A 17,367-nucleotide genomic window follows, 5' to 3' on the forward strand; every position below is an offset into this window, starting at 1 on the left:
CCGTGACCGAGAACCCGAGTGAGAGCGGCCGCCACGTCTTCATCGCCGGCGGCACCTCCGGCATCAACCTCGGCATCGCCGAAGCGTACGCCGCCGCCGGCGCGCAGGTCGCGGTGCTCGGTCGCTCGCAGGAGAAGATCGACGCCGCCCTCGAGCGGCTCGCCGGGCTCGGCTCCGCGGACCGGGTCGCCGGCTTCTCCGCGGACGTCCGCGACGCGGAGGCGGTCGGTGACGCGCTAGGGCGGGCGGTCGACCGCTTCGGCACCATCGACGTCGTCGTGGCCGGCAACTTCCTCGCCCCCGCCGCGGAGATGAGTCCCAACGCCTTCAAGTCCGTGGTCGACATCGACCTGCTCGGCACGTTCAACACGGTGCGGATGGCGTACGAGCACCTCACCCGGCCCGGTGCCTCGGTCGTCGCCATCACCGCGGCCCAGTCGTGGCTGCCGAGCGCGTGGCAGGCCCACGTCGGGGCCGCGAAGGCCGGGGTGGACCAGCTCGTCCGCACCCTCGCCGTCGAGTGGGGGCCCGAGGGAGTGCGCTGCAACGCCGTCGCCCCCGGCCCCATCGAGGGCACCGAGGGCATGAAGCGTCTCGCGCCGACCGAGAAGTCGGTGCAGGCCTGGACCGATGCGGTGCCGCTGGGGCGCTTCGGCACGCCCGAGGACATCGCCAACGCGGTGCGGTGGATCAGCTCCCCGCTGGCGTCGTACCTCACCGGTCAGGTCATCAGCGTCGACGGCGGCCTGCAGCTGCTGGGCTCCGGCACCATCGTCTCCGCCGTGACCGCAGGCTGAGGCTGCCTCGCACGAGCCCTCGGGGGCCGTCGCGACGGCTCAGTCCCCGGCGTGCCTCTCGGCGTACGCGGCGAAGGGCCGGGCCGGGTCCTCGGCGCCCGACCGCGTCGTCGGCAGGCTCCGGTCGGCCGGGTCGGCGCCGAGCTCGTCGTAGAAGGTCAGCAGCGACATGTAGCGGCCGCCGTCCTCGTAGTGCTCGGCCTCCTCCTCCCGCGAGGCGGCGTAGAAGACGTGCTCCGGCTCGGCGTAGTACAGCGCGCTGAGACACATGGGGCACGGGTAGGCCGTGACGTAGACGTCGCAGCCCTGCAACGTCGTGCGCCCGAGTCCGGCGAGCTCGCGGATGGCGGTCGTCTCGGCGTGGGCGGTCACGTCGCCGGTCTGCGCGACCTGGTTCGTGGCCTCGTGCACGACCTCGCCGCTGGCGCGGTCCACCACGACGGTGGCGAAGGGCTTGCCGCCCTCGGCGACGTTGTCGAGGGCCAGCTCGACGGAGCGGGCGGCGTGGCGGGGGTCGGCCTCATTTGTGGTCACGAGGACGCCGTGCCCCGCCCCGTCCCACCTCACGCGCCGGGGCGTCCGCGTACGCGGGACAGGCCCCGGTCGATGCCGAGCAGCAGCACGCCGACCACGACACCGAAGACCAGAATCTGCGCGATGGTGGTCAGCACCGGCCCGTAGCCGCGGTCGACGACGTTGACGAAGCCGTACGGGTAGGCCTCGATGACCGCCCCGCGGCCGAGCATCCACGCGATCCACGCGGCTGGCAGCAGCAGGGCCGGTCCGAGCACCCGCCAGGACGTCCAGCCGCGGGGCCCGACCAGCACCCACACCACGACGGTGAGGACCGGCACGACCACGTGCAGGATCGGGTCGGTCAGCCTGGACCACCCCGTGACGTCGGTGGTCGGGGCGAGCAGCACCTGGTAGACGACGCCGGTCACCGTGATCATCAGCATCGACGCGAGCAGCAGCACCCGGCGCGTTGCCGTCGGTCGCACCCCGAGCACGAGAAGCGTCGCCGCAACAGCCACGACGACGTTGCTCCAGATCGTGAAGTAGCTGAGCGTGTCCACCACCCGTGACGCCGCTCCGGCCGCCCCGCGGGCCGTGTCGCCGTAGAGCCCGGGATCGACCGGGCCGCGGTCGTAGCCGTCCAGGGCCGAGATCAGGACGGTCGCGACGACGCCCGTCCAGGCCACCGCGGCGAGCAGGGCGTACGCCGGGCGGACCCGGTGCGCGAGGGCCGGATCGCGGTCCGTGGCGGTGACCATCGTGGCAGTATGCCGCCCTGCGGTCTCGGCCCGGCGGCGATCGTGTCGGCCGGGGCGTCGAGTGGTCTCGACAGGGAAGGGGTGGGCGGTGGATCTGCTCGCGAACATGGACCTGGCGGCGTACATCGCCCTCGTGCTGGTGCTCGCCGTGGCCACGCAGGTCATCGCCTGGCGCCTCGGCGTGCCGGCGCTGGTGCTGCTGCTGATCGTCGGCTTCGGCCTGGGTCAGGCGGTGGTGCCCGACGAGATCCTGGGCCAGGACCTGCTCTTCGGCGGCACGATGATCGCCGTCGGCATCATCCTGTTCGAGGGTGCGCTGTCGTTGAACCTGCGAGAGATCCGCGACCTCGGCGCACCGGTGATCCGGCTGTGCTCGGTGGTGGTCGCGATCGCCTGGGTCGGCATCGCGCTGGCCGGCATGGCCGTGGGTCTGAACGTCGGGCTGGCGTTCCTGCTCGGAGCCATCCTGGTGGTCACGGGCCCGACGGTGATCGGGCCGATCCTGCGTACGCTCCGCCCCACCAAGCGCACCTCGCTGATGCTCACCTGGGAGGGCATCATCGTCGACCCGATCGGTGCGGCGCTGGCCGTGCTGGTCTTCCAGGCGCTGGTCGCGGGCTCCTCGGACTCACCGGTGCTGGCGGTGGCGAGCGGCCTCGGGCTGACGCTGCTGGCCGCCTTCGGGGTGGCCCTGCCGGTGGCGTGGCTGATGGAGGTCGCGATGCGCCGCCACGTGATCCCCGACCACCTCGAGGGCGTCACGTTCCTGTCCTTCGCGGTCGGCGCGCTGATGGCGTCCAACGCGATCCAGTCCGAGTCGGGCCTGCTCACGGTGACCGTCATGGGGGTCTACCTCGCCAACCGTCCGGGCCTGCAGCTCGAGCACATCCGGGAGTTCAAGGAGAACCTGCAGGTCCTCTTCATCGGTGGCCTCTTCATCGTGCTCGCCGGCCGGGTGACCCCCGAGCAGCTGCTCGGCGTGCTGCCGCAGGCGCTGGCACTGGCCGTCCTGCTGGTGCTGGTCGTGCGGCCGGTCTCGATCCACCTCGGGCTGCTGGGCACGAACGTGAGCAAGGAGGAGGTGCGTCTGCTCTCGGGCATGGCACCGCGCGGCATCGTGGCCGCCGCCGTGGTCAGCACCTTCGCCCAGGAGTTCCAGCACTACGCGGAGGAGAGAGCCGACGCCGCCGCGGCGGCGCCACCGGAGCGGGCGGAGTCGCTGCGGCAGTCCGCGGACCGGCTGAGCACCATCGCGGGCAACGCCGACGAGCTCGTCGCCATCGCGTTCATCGTCATCGTCATCACCGTCGCCCTGTACGGCCTGGGCGTGGGCCGCCTCGCGCGTCGCCTCGGCCTGGCCGCCGACCGCCGTGAGGGCGTGCTCTTCGTCGGGTCCTCGGCCTGGGCGGTGCAGGCGGCCCAGCGGCTCAACGAGGAGGGCGTGGCGACGCTCAACGTCGCCCGGGACTACACCGACCTCGCCGGGGCCCGGCGCGCCGGGGTGCCGAACGTCGCCGCCAACATCCTCTCCGAGTACGCCGTGCGCGACCTCGACATGTCCGGCATCAAGAGCCTCGTCGCCGGCACCGGCAACGACGAGACCAACGCGACGTCGGGCCGGCAGTTCGCGCAGGTGCTGGGCCGGGCGAACGTCTACCAGCTGGCACGTGCGGAGGAGCTGGCGACGACCTCGAGCTCACGGTGGGTGCCGGCCGAGCACCTCTCGGCGCGCACCGCGTTCCAGCCCCCCTCGACCTTCGACGAGCTCGACGAGCTCATCGAGCAGGGCGCCGTGGTCAAGCGCACGGGGCTGAGCCGTGAGTTCACCTCGCGGGACTTCCGCGACTTCTACGGCGACGACGCGGTGGTGATGTTCGTGGTCGAGGACGGCGTGGTGACCGTAGTGGACCAGGAGAGCGAGCTGCCCCACGACACCGGGGCGCTCATCGCCCTGGTGGTGCCGAAGGACCGCGAGACGACCCAGCTCGGCGAGGAGGCCAAGGTCGGTCGCTCGCCCGAGCTCTGAGCACACCCCGCACCGACCCAGCGACGTCTCAGGAGGAATGCCCGTGGGAGCCCGACGAGTCGACCAGGTGCCCGAGTCCGGGCTCGCCCTGACGGTGCTGGGAAGCGGCGGACCGTTCCTGCGCGAGGACCTCGTGCCGCGGCGCATGTCCTCGGCGTACGTCGTGTGGCTCGACGGACGCGCACGCCTCCTCGTGGACGCCGGCGGAGGGGTGTTCCACGGTCTCGCGCACCTCACGGAGCACGCGGGACGCTCCTTCGACGTCAACGATCTCGACGCGGTCGTGCTGACCCACCTGCACGCCGACCACTCCGGTGGTCTCCCACCGGTCGTCTTCGCGATGCTGATGGCCGGCCGCGACCGTCCGCTGCAGGTGCGTGGCCCGTCGGCCGGAGACCGCCAGCCCGGGATCGAGGAGGTCTGCGACCTGCTCTTCGGGAGCCAGGGCGCCTGGCGGTACCTGCACCGCTTCGACCGGTTCGCGCTGGAGGTCGCCGACGCCCCGTCCGACACCGGCGACCCGACGATCCATCGCACCCTCGACCTGGGGGAGCTGCAGGTCACCTCGGTGGGCGTGCCCCACGGGGTGGTGCCCTCCATCGGTCTCCGCGTGGGGGCGGGCGAGGCCTCGATCGCCTTCAGCGGCGACGTCTGCGGTCTGCACGGACCGCTCATCCGGCTCGCGAAGGACACGGACCTCTTCGTCCACGACCTGTCCCTGCCAGAGCGACAGGTGCCGCACGGACACCTGCACGCCAAGCCCAGCGAGGTCGGTGAGCACGCCCACCGGTCCGGCACGCAGGCCCTGCTGCTCACGCACCTCATGCCGGCCCTGGAGCCGGAGCTCGACGACGCGCTCGGCATCGTCGCCGACCACTACCGCGGGCCCACGATGGTCGCGGAGGACGGAGCGTCGTACGCGATCGGCTGAGGGCTGCCCCGTCGGGACGAGAGCTCAGCCCTTCATCGAGACGCCCTCGCGCCAGTAGCCCATGAAGGCGACCTGCGTACGCGGCACCTGCAGCTCCGTGACCAGCGCACGACGCAGCGTGGTCACCGTGCGTGACTCGCCGGCGATCCAGGCGTAGAGGTCGGCGTACCGCTCCTCGGCCGCGGTGTCCGACGCCGCCACGCCGTCACCGCTCGCGGAGTAGGTCGGGGTCTCCCACAGCAGGTCCGGCACCTCCGAGGAGTCCGCGTCCGCCTCGTGCGCTCCGGCCGGCAACCCGAGGTCGGCACGCACCCGCCGGACGGCACGGCTGCCGGGTGCGGCCCCGTGCCTGGGGAGCCACACGACCTCGACGCCGCGGGTGTCGGGCAGGTCGAGCACGTCGGCGGCGTCCGGCACCTCGAGGTAGGCCCGGCCGCGGTAGCCGTCGGGCAGGTCGGCGAGCACGCGCGCGATGGCGGGCACGGCCGTCTCGTCGCCGACCAGCAGCAGCTCACGGCGGTTCCCGGGGTCGAACTCGACCCCGGCGTACGCCTCGGTCGCCCGGTGCGGCAGCACCAGCTGGACGCGGTCGCCCGGGCGGGCGGCGAGGGCCCAGGCGCAGGCCGGCCCGGCCGGGCGCTGCGCGTCGGGCTCGTGGACGACCATGTCGATGACCACCCGGGTCGCGGCGCCCTCCCCGACGACGTCGCGCACCGTGTACGTGCGGATGGGGCTGCGCTCGGCCTCGGGCTGCGCGAGCCAGTCGACGTACCACTGCTCGGGGTCCTGCGGCAGCGGCGCGAGCCGACCACCGGGTCCGGGGAAGATCATCTTGCAGCGGGCGTCGTAGCCGGGCCGTCCGACGTCCGCCAGCGCCGGTGAGGCCAGCGCGACCCGGACGAAGGCGGGGGACAGACGGGTCACCTCGGCGACCTCGACCTCGGCCACCAGCATGCTGGGGGCGGCGACGGTGGTGCTCATGCGGGCTCCTCGGGTGTCCTCGTGCTGACGCGTGAGCCGGACCACAGTGAGCGGGGGTCGTGGACCGGCGGAAGCGTGTGCTTAGGTATGCCTTACCTAATCTACTGCACAGGAGCTCCCCATGCACCGTCGCCGTCTGGCTGCCGCCGCCGTCCTCCCCCTGCTCGCGCTCGGCGCATGCGGTGGCGAGGAGTCCTCCCAGGCCGACACCGGGTCCTCTTCCTCCTCCTCCGACTCCTCCTCCGCACCGGAGTCGGAGGCGGAGTTCCCCCTCACGATCCAGCACGCCTTCGGTGAGACGGTCATCGAGGAGCCCGCCGAGCGGGTCGCCACGGTCGCGTGGGCCAACCAGGAGGTCGCCCTCGCGCTCGGTGTCGTGCCGGTCGGCATGCCCGAGGTGACCTACGGCGACGACGACGGCGACGGCGTGCTCCCGTGGGTCGAGGACAAGCTCGAGGAGCTCGGTGCGGAGACACCGGTGCTCTTCGACGAGGTGGACGGCATCGACTACGAGGCCGTGGCCTCGACCGAGCCCGACGTCATCCTGGCGGCCTACTCGGGCCTCACCCAGGAAGAGTACGAGACCCTCTCCCGCATCGCGCCGGTCGTCGCGTTCCCCGAGATCCCGTGGGGCACCGACGTCGCGCAGACGATCCTGCTCGACAGCGCCGGGATGGGTCTGCCGCAGCAGGGCGAGGAGTTCAACGACCAGCTCCAGCAGAGCATCGACGAGGACTTCGCCGAGCACCCCGAGCTCGAGGGCGCCTCGGTGATGTTCGCCTACTTCGACCCCGCCGACCTCTCGCAGATCGGCTTCTACACCACGGTCGACCCGCGACCCGGCTTCCTCGCCGACAACGGCATGGTCACCCCGACGGCCGTCGCCGAGGCCTCCGAGGGCAGCGAGGAGTTCTACACGACCCTCAGCGCCGAGCAGGCCGACCGCTTCGACGACGTCGACCTGATCGTCACCTACGGCACCGACGACACGCTGGCGACGCTGCAGGACGACCTGCTGCTGAGCCAGATCCCGGCCGTCGCGGAGGGTCGCGTGGCGGTGCTCGACGACTCCAGCCCGGAGGCCGTCGTCGCGGGCATCACCCCGCTGTCGCTGCAGAGCGAGCTCGACGACTACCTCGAGACCCTCAGCGAGGCGCTCGCCGGTGACTCCGGTGACTCCGATGACTCGGGCAACACGGGCGATTCGGGCGACTCGGGCTCCGAGGAGGACTGATGCCGACGGCCACCGTGGCAGCGAGGAGCTCGAGCAGCAGCTCGAGCGTGACAGGGACGCGGGACGTCGTACGCCCCGTGGGGGCCGGCACGGCCGATCGGGAGGACGAGCGCCTGACGCGCCCCGCCCCGGTGCGCGTCGGATCGGTCGTGCTCGCCCTGACGCTCCTCGGTGCCGCAGTGGTCGCCTCGGTCGTGCTCGGAGCACGCGACGTCGGCCCGACGGAGATCTGGAACGGTCTGCGCGGCGGCACCGCCACCGTCGGCGAGGCGGCGGTCTTCAGCCGTCTCCCGCGCACGGCGCTGGCCCTCCTGGTCGGCGGTGCCCTCGGCCTCTCCGGGGCCGTGATGCAGGGCGTGACCCGCAACCCCCTGGCCGATCCGGGCATCCTCGGCGTCACCGGCGGGGCCTCGCTCTTCGTCGTCGTCGGCATCGCCTACTTCTCGCTCGGCTCCGCCTCGTCCTACATCTGGGTGGCGATCCTCGGAGCCGGCGCGAGTGCGACGCTCGTGTACGCCGTCGCGAGCACCGGCACCGGCCGGCGCGGGGGGCCCTCCCCGCTGCGGCTGGCTCTCTCGGGCGCGGTGACCGCTGCCGCTGCGGCATCGCTGGTGACGGCGGTGCTGCTGCCGCGCACCGACGTCATGACGCAGTTCCGCTTCTGGTCCGTCGGCGGGGTCGGTGGCGGCACCTGGTCGAGCATCTCGCTGGTCGCGCCGTTCCTGCTGGCCGGAGCCGTCATCTGCCTGATGACCGCACCGGCCCTCGACGCCCTGGCGCTGGGCGACGACATGGCGGCCGGGCTCGGCACCAACGTCGTGCGGGCGCGGCTGGTGGCCGGTCTCGGCGCCGTCGTGCTCGCCGGTGCGGCGACAGCCGTGGCGGGGCCGCTGGTGTTCGTGGGCCTGGTCGTGCCGCACGTGTGCCGGCTGCTGGTGGGGGAGCGCCACATCTGGCTGCTCCCCACCTGCGTCGTGGTCGGGGCGGCGCTGCTGGTGCTCTCCGACGTGGCGGCGCGGCTGGTCATCCGGCCGGCCGAGCTCGACGTCGGCATCATCACCGCGCTCGTCGGCGGTCCGGTGTTCATCTGGATGGTCACCCGCATGCGGACCAGGGCCCTGTGACCGTCCTCGCCGAGGCCGGTCCCGCGACCGAGGAGCCCGCGCGACGCGAGCGCCCGCTGCACACGCTCGACCGCTTCCGCGTTGCGATGATCGCGGTCATGGCGACCGGGGTGGTCGTGCTCTTCGGGCTGGCGTTGATGCTCGGCGACACCTTCTACGGCCCCTCGACCATCGGGGCGGTCATCAGCGAGCGGCTCCTCGGCACCGGGGACGCGGGGGGTGCCTCCTTCACCGTGGGAGACCTGCGGCTGCCGCGCGCGGTGACCGGACTGCTCGCCGGTCTGGCGTTCGGCGCCGCCGGCACGACGTTCCAGACCCTGCTGCGCAACCCGCTCGCGGCCCCCGACGTCATCGGGATCACCGGTGGCGCCTCCCTGGCCGCGGTGGTCTCGATCCTCGCCTTCGGTCTCACCGGTGCGGCCGTGAGCTTCGCGGCCATCGGCGGGGCGCTGGTGGCGGCGGCGATCGTGCTGCTGCTGGCGGACCGTGGCGGTCTCGACATCGTCCGCGTCGTGCTCATCGGCATCGCGTTGGCGGCCATGGCGCAGGCGGGCATCTCCACGGCCCTGCTCGGCGCCGACGAGTACGACCTCGCCACCGCCTTCCGCTGGCTCGCGGGCAGCCTCAACAACGCCTCGTGGGACGGCATCGGAATGCTGCTGCTCGGTGTCGCCGTCGGGCTGCCCGTGCTGGCGCTGCTCGACCGTCAGCTGCGGGTGCTGCAGCTGGGCGACGACGCCGCGGCCGGCCTCGGCGTGAGGGTCGAGCCCGTACGCCGCGGCCTGGTCGTCACCGCGGTGCTCCTGCTCGCGGTCGCCGTCTCCGCGACCGGACCCATCGCCTTCGTCGCGTTCCTCGCCGGACCGATCGCGAGCCAGGTCGTACGCCGCGGCTCCCTGCTGGTCCCGGCCATGCTGATGGGCGCGATCCTCGTGCTCGGCGCGGACCTCGCGGCGGGCCAGGTGCTGCCGACGCAGTACCCCGTCGGGGTCGTCACCGGCGCACTGGGAGCCCCGTTCCTGATCTTCCTGCTCATCCGGCAAGCCCGTACCCGAGGTGTCTCGTGAACCAGCACCGACTCTCCGCGCAGACGCTGAGCGTCGCCTACGGCGACCGCACGGTGCTCGGCCCCGTCGACATCGACCTGCCACCGGGCGAGGTCACCTGCATCGTGGGCGCGAACGCCTCGGGCAAGTCCACCCTGCTGCGCAGCCTGGCCCGCCTGCTCAAGCCCAGTGCGGGTCAGGTGCTGCTCGACGGCACCGACATCGCCGCGCGTCCCACCCGTGAGGTGGCGCGCACGGTCGGGATGCTGCCCCAGTCGCCGACGGCCCCCGACGGCGTGCTCGTCGCCGACCTCGTCGCGCGCGGGCGCCACCCGCACCAGGGTCTGCTCGGCCGGTGGCGACCCGAGGACGAGCGCGCCCTGCGGCGGGCGCTGGAGGTCACCGGCACCCTCGAGCTGGCCGAACGGCCCGTCGACGAGCTCTCCGGCGGCCAGCGGCAGCGGGTGTGGATCGCGCTGGCGCTGGCGCAGGAGACCGACGTGCTCCTGCTCGACGAGCCCACGACCTTCCTCGACGTGACGCACCAGGTGCAGGTGCTCGACCTGGTGGAGGACCTCAACGCCGAGCGCGGCACGACCGTGGCGATGGTGCTGCACGACCTGAACCTGGCGGCCCGGTACGCCGACCACCTCATCGCTGTCGCCGACGGGCGCGTGGCGGCCTCGGGTCGTCCCGCCGAGGTGGTGACCGAGCAGATGGTCCACGAGGTCTTCGGGCTCGAGTGCCGTGTCGTGGACGACCCGGTCACAGGGACGCCGCTGGTCGTGCCGCTGGACCGTCGCGCCCGAGCGGCCCGTCGGAGCGAGAACGAGCACCCGGGGTCCGCCGCCGGGCAGAACGTCGGGGTCTGACAGCTCGGGGCGAGGGCTGGGGAATGTCCGCCGCGTCCGTGTCGTTGGTGTGCCTTAACGTTCAACCATTCGGTGCACCCGCACGAGCAGAGCTGCAGGAGAGACCATGAAGATCGGCATCATCCTCGGATCCATCCGCGACGACCGCCTCGGCCAGGTCGTCGGCGACTGGGTCGCCGAGCAGGCCGCCGGCCGCGATCACGACTACGAGCTCGTGGACCTCAAGGCGTACGACGTGCCGCTGCTGACCTCCGCGACGGTGCCGATGGCCGCGGGCAAGACCTACGACGACCCGAACGTGCAGGCCTGGGCCGAGAAGCTCGACACCTTCGACGGCTTCGTCTTCGTCACGCCGGAGTACAACCACAGCGTCCCGGGCGCGTTCAAGAACGCCGTCGACTCGGTCGGCGCCGAGCTCTCGGGCAAGGCCTTCGGCCTGGTGGCGTACGGCGCGGACGGCGGCGTGCGCGCCGTCGAGCACTGGCGCACGATCCTGGCGAACTTCTCCTCCGTCGTCGTGCGCGGCCAGGTCTCGCTGAGCCTCTTCACCGATGTCACGGACGGAGCGCTGTCGCTGCTCGAGCGCCGCGAGGGCGAGCTGAGCGCCGTCTTCGACCAGGTCGAGGACATGGCGGGCCGCCTGCGCGGCTGACCTGCGGCCGCCGGGTCGACGTGCTGCTCAGCGGGTCGGCGCCAGCAGCGTGCGGCTCGCCATGCCGACGGTGCTGGCGAGCCCGTCGCGGACGCGCCGGTCGAGCCAGGCGCGGTCGCGCAGCGCCCACAGCAGCTGCACCGTCGTCCAGGACAGGTCGCGCGCCTTGTCGATGCTCCACGCGCTGACCAGGTGCACGGCCGGGCCGACCCGGTCGTCGGCGGCCTGCCCGACCGAGGTGAGGAACGAGCGGCGGATGCCGGACTCGACCTGCGCCAGCACGACGTTCACGGCCTCGTAGTCGGCGTGGATCTCCTCGGGGTCCAGGCCGCGGCGTACGCACGTGTCGACGACCGCGAGCGGCAGGTCGTGCTCGATGTGGGTGTTCATGCCGCCCAGCGCGTACTGGATCGGCCAGCGTCCGCCCGCCCGCGCGTCGAAGAGGGGCTGCCAGGCCGTGGGCACCTCGCCCCCCGCGGCGGCGGCGTCGTACGCGCGCAGCCACAGGTTCGCGAAACGTACGTCGAGCTTCGCGAGCGTCTCGGGATCGCGGAACCGCAGCTGCTGGTCCCCGCCGGCCAGGATCGCCTCGATGCGCTGCGTGACCTCGAGGTACATGTGGTTGAACACGCCGACACCGTCGCCGGGTGGCAGCTCCGCGTCGATCTCGCGCATGCGTTCGATGACGCCGTGGACGGTGCGGGGCAGCCGGCGGTCGACCATGGGCGATTCAACCGCAGCGCGGTCTCAGTCGTCGAGGTCGATGGTGCCCACCCAGCGCTCGCCGGGATCGCCACCCCACGCGTCCCACGCCACGCGACCCGGTGAGGGGAATCCGTCGCCACCTTGCGTGAAGCCCTCGGCGTCCTTGTCGCCGGCGTGGCGGGAGAAGTAGTTCTTCATCTTCTTCACCACCTCGTCGGAGACCTCCTCACCGTTCGCGAGCTGTCGCGCACGCTCGCGGCCGGTGTCGGTGAAGTTGTCGCCGGCCTCGCCCTCATCGATCCATCGCCGGGCGCGCTGCGCGGCCTCCTGGACGCCCTTCGGCGGCTGGTGTCCCACGGTGCTCTCTCCTCGTGCTCGGGTGTCGTCTCCCCGGCCGCCGTACCCCTCGACGGTCGATCCGATCCCGGATCTCGATCCGGCATCGCGCGATTGACGGCGTGTACGACGCGGGAGGCTGCGGTGACCGTGTCGTCGAGGCCGGCTGCTGCCGGTCGTGAGGGGAGACCGTCGTGATCGACCTCATCTGGGGCATCGGAGGCATGGCACTGCTGCTGCTCATCGCCTTCATCGCTTCCTCTGACCGCAGCGCGATCAACTGGCGCACCGTCGGCGGGGCCCTCGCGCTCCAGGTGTCGTTCGCGGTGCTGGTCCTCTACTGGTCGGTGGGCCAGACCGCGCTGAACAAGCTGTCCAGCGGCGTCCAGGCGGTCATCGACTCCACCAACGAGGGCATCGGCTTCGTCTTCGGTCCGCTGATCCCCGAGGAGGGGTCGATCTTCGCGCTGCAGGTGCTGCCGGTGATCATCTTCTTCGCCTCACTCACGGCGGTGCTCTACCACCTCGGGATCCTGCAGTTCGTCGTCGAGAAGCTCGGCAAGGGCCTCGGTCGCCTGCTCGGCACGGAGCGGGCGGAGTCGGTCAACGCGACCGCGAACATCTTCGTCGGTCAGACCGAGGCGCCGCTGGTGATCAAGCCGTACGTCGACGGACTGTCGCGGTCGGGTCTCTTCGCGGTCATGGTCGGCGGTCTGTCGACGGTCGCCGGGTCGGTGCTGGTGGGCTACTCGCTGCTGGGCGCCCCGCTGGAGTACCTCATCGCCGCGTCGTTCATGGCCGCTCCCGGCGCGCTGCTGATGGCCAAGATCATCATCCCCGAGACCGACCTCGCGGCGGTCCAGCGCGAGCGGGAGCTGGTGGACTCCTCGGCGGCGGCGGCCCGTCGGCGCGGACGCCGGTCCTCCTCGGGCGGGACGACGTCCGACACGGGGGAGTCGGTGCCGGTCGACGATGTCGAGTCCGAGGCCGAGGCGGCGGAGGAGGCCCAGGGGAGCCGTCACCGCAACGTCATCGACGCGGCGGCGAACGGTGCCGGTGAGGGGCTGCGGCTCGCGGCCACCATCGGCGCGATGCTGATCGCGTTCATCTCGCTGATCGCGTTGGCGAACCTGCTCCTCGGTGTCGTCGGCGGGTGGTTCGGCAACGGTGACCTGACCTTCCAGGAGATCCTGGGCTACGTCTTCGCGCCCCTGATGACCGCGATCGGCATCCCGTGGAACGAGGCGTTCGACGCCGGCTCCTTCGTCGGGCAGAAGGTCATCGTCAACGAGTTCGTCGCCTTCGCCGACTTCGCGCCGCAGATCGGTGACTACTCCGAGAAGTCCGCGGCCGTGATCACGTTCGCGATCACCGGGTTCGCCAACCTCGGGTCGCTCGGCATCCTGCTCGGTGGCCTGGGTGGCATCGCCCCGGAGCGGCGCCCGGACATCGCCAGCCTCGGGCTGCGGGCGATCTTCGCGGCGACCCTGGCGAACCTGATGAGCGCCGCGATCGCCGGCATCCTCATCGGTTGACGTCGCTCGGCCACATGCGCTCGATCTGGGCGTTCAGCTCGGCACCGACGAGCACGGCGATGCAGGACCCCCAGATCCAGAACACGATCGCGATCGGCGTGCCGAGCTGCTGGTAGACCAGCCCCTCACGGTCGCCCATGACACCGGTGAACCGCAGGTAGGCCAGCAGCGCCAGGGTCGCCGTGACGCACAGGGTGACGGCCAGGGCGGCGCCCGGCAGGTCGCGTCGCCACGGGCGGGCCCCGGGCGTACCCACCTGGTAGACCTGCGTGAGCGCGGCGACCCCGACGAGCGCGACGACGGGCCAGTACGCCGCGTCCACGACGTCCAGGGTCGTGGTCACCGCCTCGGTCCGGGGGAGCAGCTCGCGGGCGAGCCGCGGCCCGACCACCACGGTCGGCAGCACGATCAACGCCACCAGCAACGCCACCGCGGTCAGCCAGATCGCTGTGACCCGCTGCCGCCACACGCTGCGTTGGGCGTGCAGGTCGTACGCGATCGTCATGGTGCCGAGCAGCCGGTGCGTCGCGCGGGACCCGGTCCACAGGCCGAGCAGCAGACCCAGGCCGATGATGTCGACGCGTCCGGTGTCGAGCACCTGGCGCGCCACCTCCTGGTAGCGCGCGTAGGTGGTGTCCGTGAGCACCGCACGCGGCAGCCCCAGCACCAACCGGTCCAGCTGTGCCTCGCCGCGGGGACCGAGGACCTCCGAGACATACCCGAGCGACCCGAGCACCACGAGGAACAGCGCGGGCAGGGAGATCAGGGTGAAGAGTGCCGCCTCGGCGGCGAGCCCACCGACCCGGTCCGCGATGGAGGCCCGGACCGTGCCGACGGAGAGCCGCACCGCGGGACCGAGCGGTCGGGGCAGCCGACCTGCGACGGCGTCGAGGCGACGCAGGAAGGACTCGAGCCAGCGGTCGCGTGCCTCGCCGACGTGCGCGACGCGCTGCTCGACGCGCTCGCGACGGCTCGCGCCCGCGGCGCGACCGTCGGCGTCGCGGGGGTCCGTGCGGGGCACGCCGTCCATCATGGCCCGATCGGGTCCGGTTCGCGCACCCCTGCGGCGAGCAGCCCCCCGAGCGCGAAGAGCGCTGCGACGACGGCGACCACGCCGCTCCATCCGTACGCCCCGAACACCGGCCCGGCCGCCGCGCCGAAGACGCTGGAGCCGGCGTAGTAGGTCAGCACGTACCACGCCGCCGCGGGCCCCCGGCTCTCACCCGCACGACCCGACACCCACGAGCTCGCGACCGCGTGCGCGGTGAAGAAGCCGGTGGTCAGCACCAGGAGTCCGAGGACCACCACGACGAGGGAGGACGACAGGGTCACCACGATGCCGACGAGCGCCGTGCCGCAGCCGAGCAGCAGCAGCAGCCGTCGTCCGAAGCGGTCGGCCAGCCGGCCGGCGACCGGCGAGGCGACGGTGCCGGAGAGGTAGGCCAGGAACAGCGAGGAGGTCAGCGCGACGCTGAGGCCGAACGGGGGAGCCTCGAGCCGGAACGCGAGGTAGTTGTACGTCGCGACGAAGCCGCCCATCATCACGAACGACAGCCCGCACAGGCGGCGCGTCCCGGCATCGGCGAGCGCCAGGCGCACCGAGGCGACCATCGAGGCCAGGTCGGCCGGACGCGGCCTGAAGTGCCGCGCGGGAGGCAGCAGCCACCAGAACACCGCCGTCGCCACGGCGGCGACGGTGGCGATGGCCGCGACGCCGCCGCGCCAGCCGGCGAGGTCCTCGGTCAGCCCCGGCACCAGGCGGGAGGCGATGCCGCCGAGGGTGTTGCCGGAGACGTAGATGCCGATCGCCGCGCCGAGCCGGTGGCCCGGCACCTCGTCCCCGAGGTGGGCGACCGCCACGGCGATCACGCCCGCCAGGCACAGACCGGTCAGTGCGCGGGCCCCCAGGACCATCCAGAAGGCAGGCAGCACCGCCGCGGCGTAGGAGGTGAGGACCGCCCCGACGAGGCCGGCCCGCATCACGGTCGTACGCCCGAGCGCGTCGGCGAGCACCGACAGAGGCAGCACCGCCAGTGCCAGCGCGCCGGTGGCGAAGGAGATCGTCAACGACGTCGCGGTCGGTCCGACGCCGAACTCGCGCCCGAGCGGCGGCAGCACGCCCTGGGTCGTGTAGAGCAGCCCGTACGCCGCCAGCGCCGCCATCGCCATCGCCGTGCCCAGCCGGAGCGCCTCGGACCGTCCCACGGTCGGGGGAGCGGAGTCGGGCGCGGGCATGCCGCAGAGCCTGTCACCGTCCTCCGCCGCGTGAGCGGCGGCCCGCTCGGGCACGATGGGACCGTGACCGCCCTCGACGCCCCCACCGCACGTGTGGACGACGTGATGGTCACCCGCGCCAAGACATGGCCCGCCGACATGACGGTGGGCGAGGCCGCAGCGGCGTTCACCGACCACGTGCACCTGCTGCTGCTCGTGCGCGACGGTCGGCTGGTGGGCACCGTCCACCGCGAGGACCTGACGCCGGTCGCGGCACCCCACGAACCCGTGCTCGACCACGCGCGGCTCGAGGGCCGCGTGGTCGTCTCCGGCACGCCGCTGGACCGGGCGACCGCGGTGCTCGAGGCGCGGGGCACCCGGCGCGTCGCCGTGGTCGACGAGGACGACCGGCTCCTCGGACTGCTGTGCCTGAAGCGGCACCGCCGCGGCTTCTGCTCCGACGCCGGCGTCGCAGCCCGTGCCGCCGAGCGCGGGGACGGCGATCCCGACACGGGATCCCGGCGTCCGCGGGGCGCCTGAATCCTCCTCCGTCGGGCAGGGGGGAAGGGATCAGCCCGTCTGCGAGAGGAATCCCCGTGAAGGCCACGATGATGTACGAAGCCGGCAACGTGCGCGTCGAGGAGGCTGCCGACCCCTCGATCCAGCAGCCCACCGACGCCCTGGTGCGGGTCACGCACGCCTGCATCTGCGGGTCCGACCTCTGGCCGTACAAGTCGATGAAGGCCAAGAACGGTCCCCGCCCGATGGGGCACGAGTTCATCGGCGTGGTCGAGGATGCCGGCTCCGACGTCTCGGGACTGCGCAAGGGTGACCTGGTGGTGGCGCCGTTCCTCTACAGCGACAACACCTGCGACTACTGCACGGAGGGCTTCCACACCTCCTGCGTCAACGGCGGCGGATGGGGCGCCGACACCGGCGGCGGGCAGGCCGAGGCCGTCCGCGTCCCACAGGCCGACGGCACGCTGGTGAAGCTGCCCGTCGAGCAGGACTCGCAGCTGATGCCGTCCCTGCTGACGCTCTCCGACGTCTTCTGCACCGGACACCACGCCGCGGTCATGGCGAAGGTCAGCGCACGGACGACCGTCACCGTCATCGGCGACGGCGCGGTGGGGCTGTCCGCCGTGCTGGCCGCGAAGCGGCTGGGCGCGGAGCAGATCATCCTGATGGGCCACCACGAGTCGCGCACGGACCTGGGTCGGGAGTTCGGTGCCACCGACGTCATCGCCGAGCGCGGCGAGGAGGGTGCCGAGAAGGTCAAGGAGCTCACCGGCGGACAGGGCACCCACACGGTGCTGGAGTGCGTGGGCACGCTCGAGGCGGTCCAGATGGGCGTCGGCGCGGTCCGCGACGCGGGCGTGATCTCCCGGGTCGGGGCGGCGCAGTACGGCGACGTCCCGTTCGGCTTCGACACGATGATGCGCAACCTGACGCTGACCGGCGGCATCGCACCGGCGCGGGCCTACATCGAGGACCTGCTGCCCGACATCCTCGACGGCACCATCGAGCCCGGTCGCGTCTTCGACCGCACCGTCGACCTCGACGGGGTGCCCGACGGCTACCGCGCGATGAACGACCGCGAGGCGCTGAAGGTGCTCGTCACGCCGTGACCGGACCGGCCC

The 17,367-nt window shown here is 72.5% G+C and carries 18 protein-coding genes; 11 read left to right on the plus strand and 7 right to left on the minus strand.

Annotation, left to right across the window (positions count from 1 at the left end; genetic code table 11):
- Positions 1 to 2: 2 nt before the first annotated feature.
- On the plus strand, positions 3 to 797 hold the full coding sequence (locus KLP28_13800) for an SDR family oxidoreductase (GenBank protein ID QWC84629.1): 795 nt from the start codon (positions 3 to 5) through the stop codon (positions 795 to 797).
- Positions 798 to 836: 39 nt separating this feature from the next.
- On the opposite strand, the gene KLP28_13805 is transcribed toward KLP28_13800, so the two are convergent.
- Together KLP28_13805 and KLP28_13810 are read right to left on the minus strand one after the other, a co-directional pair.
- Complete coding sequence (locus KLP28_13805) at positions 837 to 1,331, minus strand: nucleoside deaminase (GenBank protein ID QWC84630.1); 495 nt, start codon at positions 1,329 to 1,331, stop codon at positions 837 to 839.
- Between the two features lie 29 nt (positions 1,332 to 1,360).
- Positions 1,361 to 2,071 (minus strand): Pr6Pr family membrane protein, encoded by a 711-nt coding sequence (locus KLP28_13810; GenBank protein ID QWC84631.1) that lies wholly within the window; start codon positions 2,069 to 2,071, stop codon positions 1,361 to 1,363.
- 88 nt (positions 2,072 to 2,159) lie between these two features.
- On the opposite strand from KLP28_13810, the gene KLP28_13815 reads away from it, so the two are divergent.
- Both KLP28_13815 and KLP28_13820 read left to right on the plus strand, forming a co-directional pair.
- The gene (locus KLP28_13815) at positions 2,160 to 4,097 is read left to right on the plus strand and encodes a sodium:proton antiporter (GenBank protein QWC84632.1); all 1,938 of its coding nucleotides are present in this window, start codon (positions 2,160 to 2,162) and stop codon (positions 4,095 to 4,097) included.
- A 43-nt stretch (positions 4,098 to 4,140) separates the two neighbouring features.
- On the plus strand, positions 4,141 to 5,028 hold the full coding sequence (locus KLP28_13820; protein ID QWC84633.1) for an MBL fold metallo-hydrolase: 888 nt from the start codon (positions 4,141 to 4,143) through the stop codon (positions 5,026 to 5,028).
- 24 nt (positions 5,029 to 5,052) lie between these two features.
- Here the strand turns inward: KLP28_13820 and KLP28_13825 are convergent, their stop codons facing one another.
- Positions 5,053 to 5,982 carry a siderophore-interacting protein gene (locus KLP28_13825; protein ID QWC86987.1) on the minus strand — a complete coding sequence of 310 codons (930 nt, stop codon included), beginning with the start codon at positions 5,980 to 5,982 and terminating at the stop codon, positions 5,053 to 5,055.
- A gap of 148 nt (positions 5,983 to 6,130) precedes the next feature.
- Between KLP28_13825 and KLP28_13830 the strand changes: the two genes are divergently transcribed.
- The 5 genes from KLP28_13830 to KLP28_13850 all read left to right on the plus strand — a co-directional run bounded on the left by KLP28_13830 (position 6,131) and on the right by KLP28_13850 (position 10,937).
- The gene (locus KLP28_13830) at positions 6,131 to 7,243 is read left to right on the plus strand and encodes an ABC transporter substrate-binding protein (protein ID QWC84634.1); all 1,113 of its coding nucleotides are present in this window, start codon (positions 6,131 to 6,133) and stop codon (positions 7,241 to 7,243) included.
- Positions 7,243 to 8,367, plus strand: coding sequence for an iron ABC transporter permease (locus KLP28_13835; protein QWC84635.1), 1,125 nt, complete (start codon positions 7,243 to 7,245; stop codon positions 8,365 to 8,367). Before KLP28_13830 ends, KLP28_13835 begins: the two co-directional genes overlap by 1 nt.
- Entirely contained in the window at positions 8,364 to 9,434 is a 1,071-nt protein-coding gene (locus KLP28_13840) for an iron ABC transporter permease (GenBank protein QWC84636.1), read from the plus strand. The genes KLP28_13835 and KLP28_13840 overlap by 4 nt, the downstream gene beginning before the upstream one ends.
- Positions 9,431 to 10,285, plus strand: coding sequence for an ABC transporter ATP-binding protein (locus KLP28_13845; GenBank protein QWC84637.1), 855 nt, complete (start codon positions 9,431 to 9,433; stop codon positions 10,283 to 10,285). Before KLP28_13840 ends, KLP28_13845 begins: the two co-directional genes overlap by 4 nt.
- Before the next feature lie 106 nt (positions 10,286 to 10,391).
- The gene (locus KLP28_13850) at positions 10,392 to 10,937 is read left to right on the plus strand and encodes an NAD(P)H-dependent oxidoreductase (protein ID QWC84638.1); all 546 of its coding nucleotides are present in this window, start codon (positions 10,392 to 10,394) and stop codon (positions 10,935 to 10,937) included.
- A 27-nt stretch (positions 10,938 to 10,964) separates the two neighbouring features.
- Here the strand turns inward: KLP28_13850 and KLP28_13855 are convergent, their stop codons facing one another.
- Positions 10,965 to 11,660, minus strand: a complete 696-nt coding sequence (locus KLP28_13855) for a hypothetical protein (GenBank protein QWC84639.1) — start codon at positions 11,658 to 11,660, stop codon at positions 10,965 to 10,967.
- Between the two features lie 24 nt (positions 11,661 to 11,684).
- Complete coding sequence (locus tag KLP28_13860) at positions 11,685 to 11,999, minus strand: hypothetical protein (protein ID QWC84640.1); 315 nt, start codon at positions 11,997 to 11,999, stop codon at positions 11,685 to 11,687.
- A gap of 173 nt (positions 12,000 to 12,172) precedes the next feature.
- On the opposite strand from KLP28_13860, the gene KLP28_13865 reads away from it, so the two are divergent.
- Positions 12,173 to 13,513 carry a hypothetical protein gene (locus KLP28_13865; GenBank protein ID QWC84641.1) on the plus strand — a complete coding sequence of 447 codons (1,341 nt, stop codon included), beginning with the start codon at positions 12,173 to 12,175 and terminating at the stop codon, positions 13,511 to 13,513.
- On the opposite strand, the gene KLP28_13870 is transcribed toward KLP28_13865, so the two are convergent.
- Both KLP28_13870 and KLP28_13875 read right to left on the minus strand, forming a co-directional pair.
- On the minus strand, positions 13,503 to 14,534 hold the full coding sequence (locus tag KLP28_13870) for a YihY/virulence factor BrkB family protein (GenBank protein QWC84642.1): 1,032 nt from the start codon (positions 14,532 to 14,534) through the stop codon (positions 13,503 to 13,505). The genes KLP28_13865 and KLP28_13870 overlap by 11 nt on opposite strands.
- An 8-nt stretch (positions 14,535 to 14,542) precedes the next feature.
- Positions 14,543 to 15,802 (minus strand): MFS transporter, encoded by a 1,260-nt coding sequence (locus KLP28_13875; GenBank protein ID QWC84643.1) that lies wholly within the window; start codon positions 15,800 to 15,802, stop codon positions 14,543 to 14,545.
- 9 nt (positions 15,803 to 15,811) lie between these two features.
- On the opposite strand from KLP28_13875, the gene KLP28_13880 reads away from it, so the two are divergent.
- Together KLP28_13880 and KLP28_13885 are read left to right on the plus strand one after the other, a co-directional pair.
- Positions 15,812 to 16,267 (plus strand): CBS domain-containing protein, encoded by a 456-nt coding sequence (locus KLP28_13880; protein ID QWC84644.1) that lies wholly within the window; start codon positions 15,812 to 15,814, stop codon positions 16,265 to 16,267.
- Between the two features lie 56 nt (positions 16,268 to 16,323).
- Positions 16,324 to 17,355 (plus strand): alcohol dehydrogenase catalytic domain-containing protein, encoded by a 1,032-nt coding sequence (locus KLP28_13885; protein ID QWC84645.1) that lies wholly within the window; start codon positions 16,324 to 16,326, stop codon positions 17,353 to 17,355.
- Positions 17,356 to 17,367: the final 12 nt, after the last annotated feature.

Source organism: Nocardioidaceae bacterium (assembly GCA_018672315.1).
Taxonomy (GTDB): domain Bacteria; phylum Actinomycetota; class Actinomycetes; order Propionibacteriales; family Nocardioidaceae; genus TYQ2.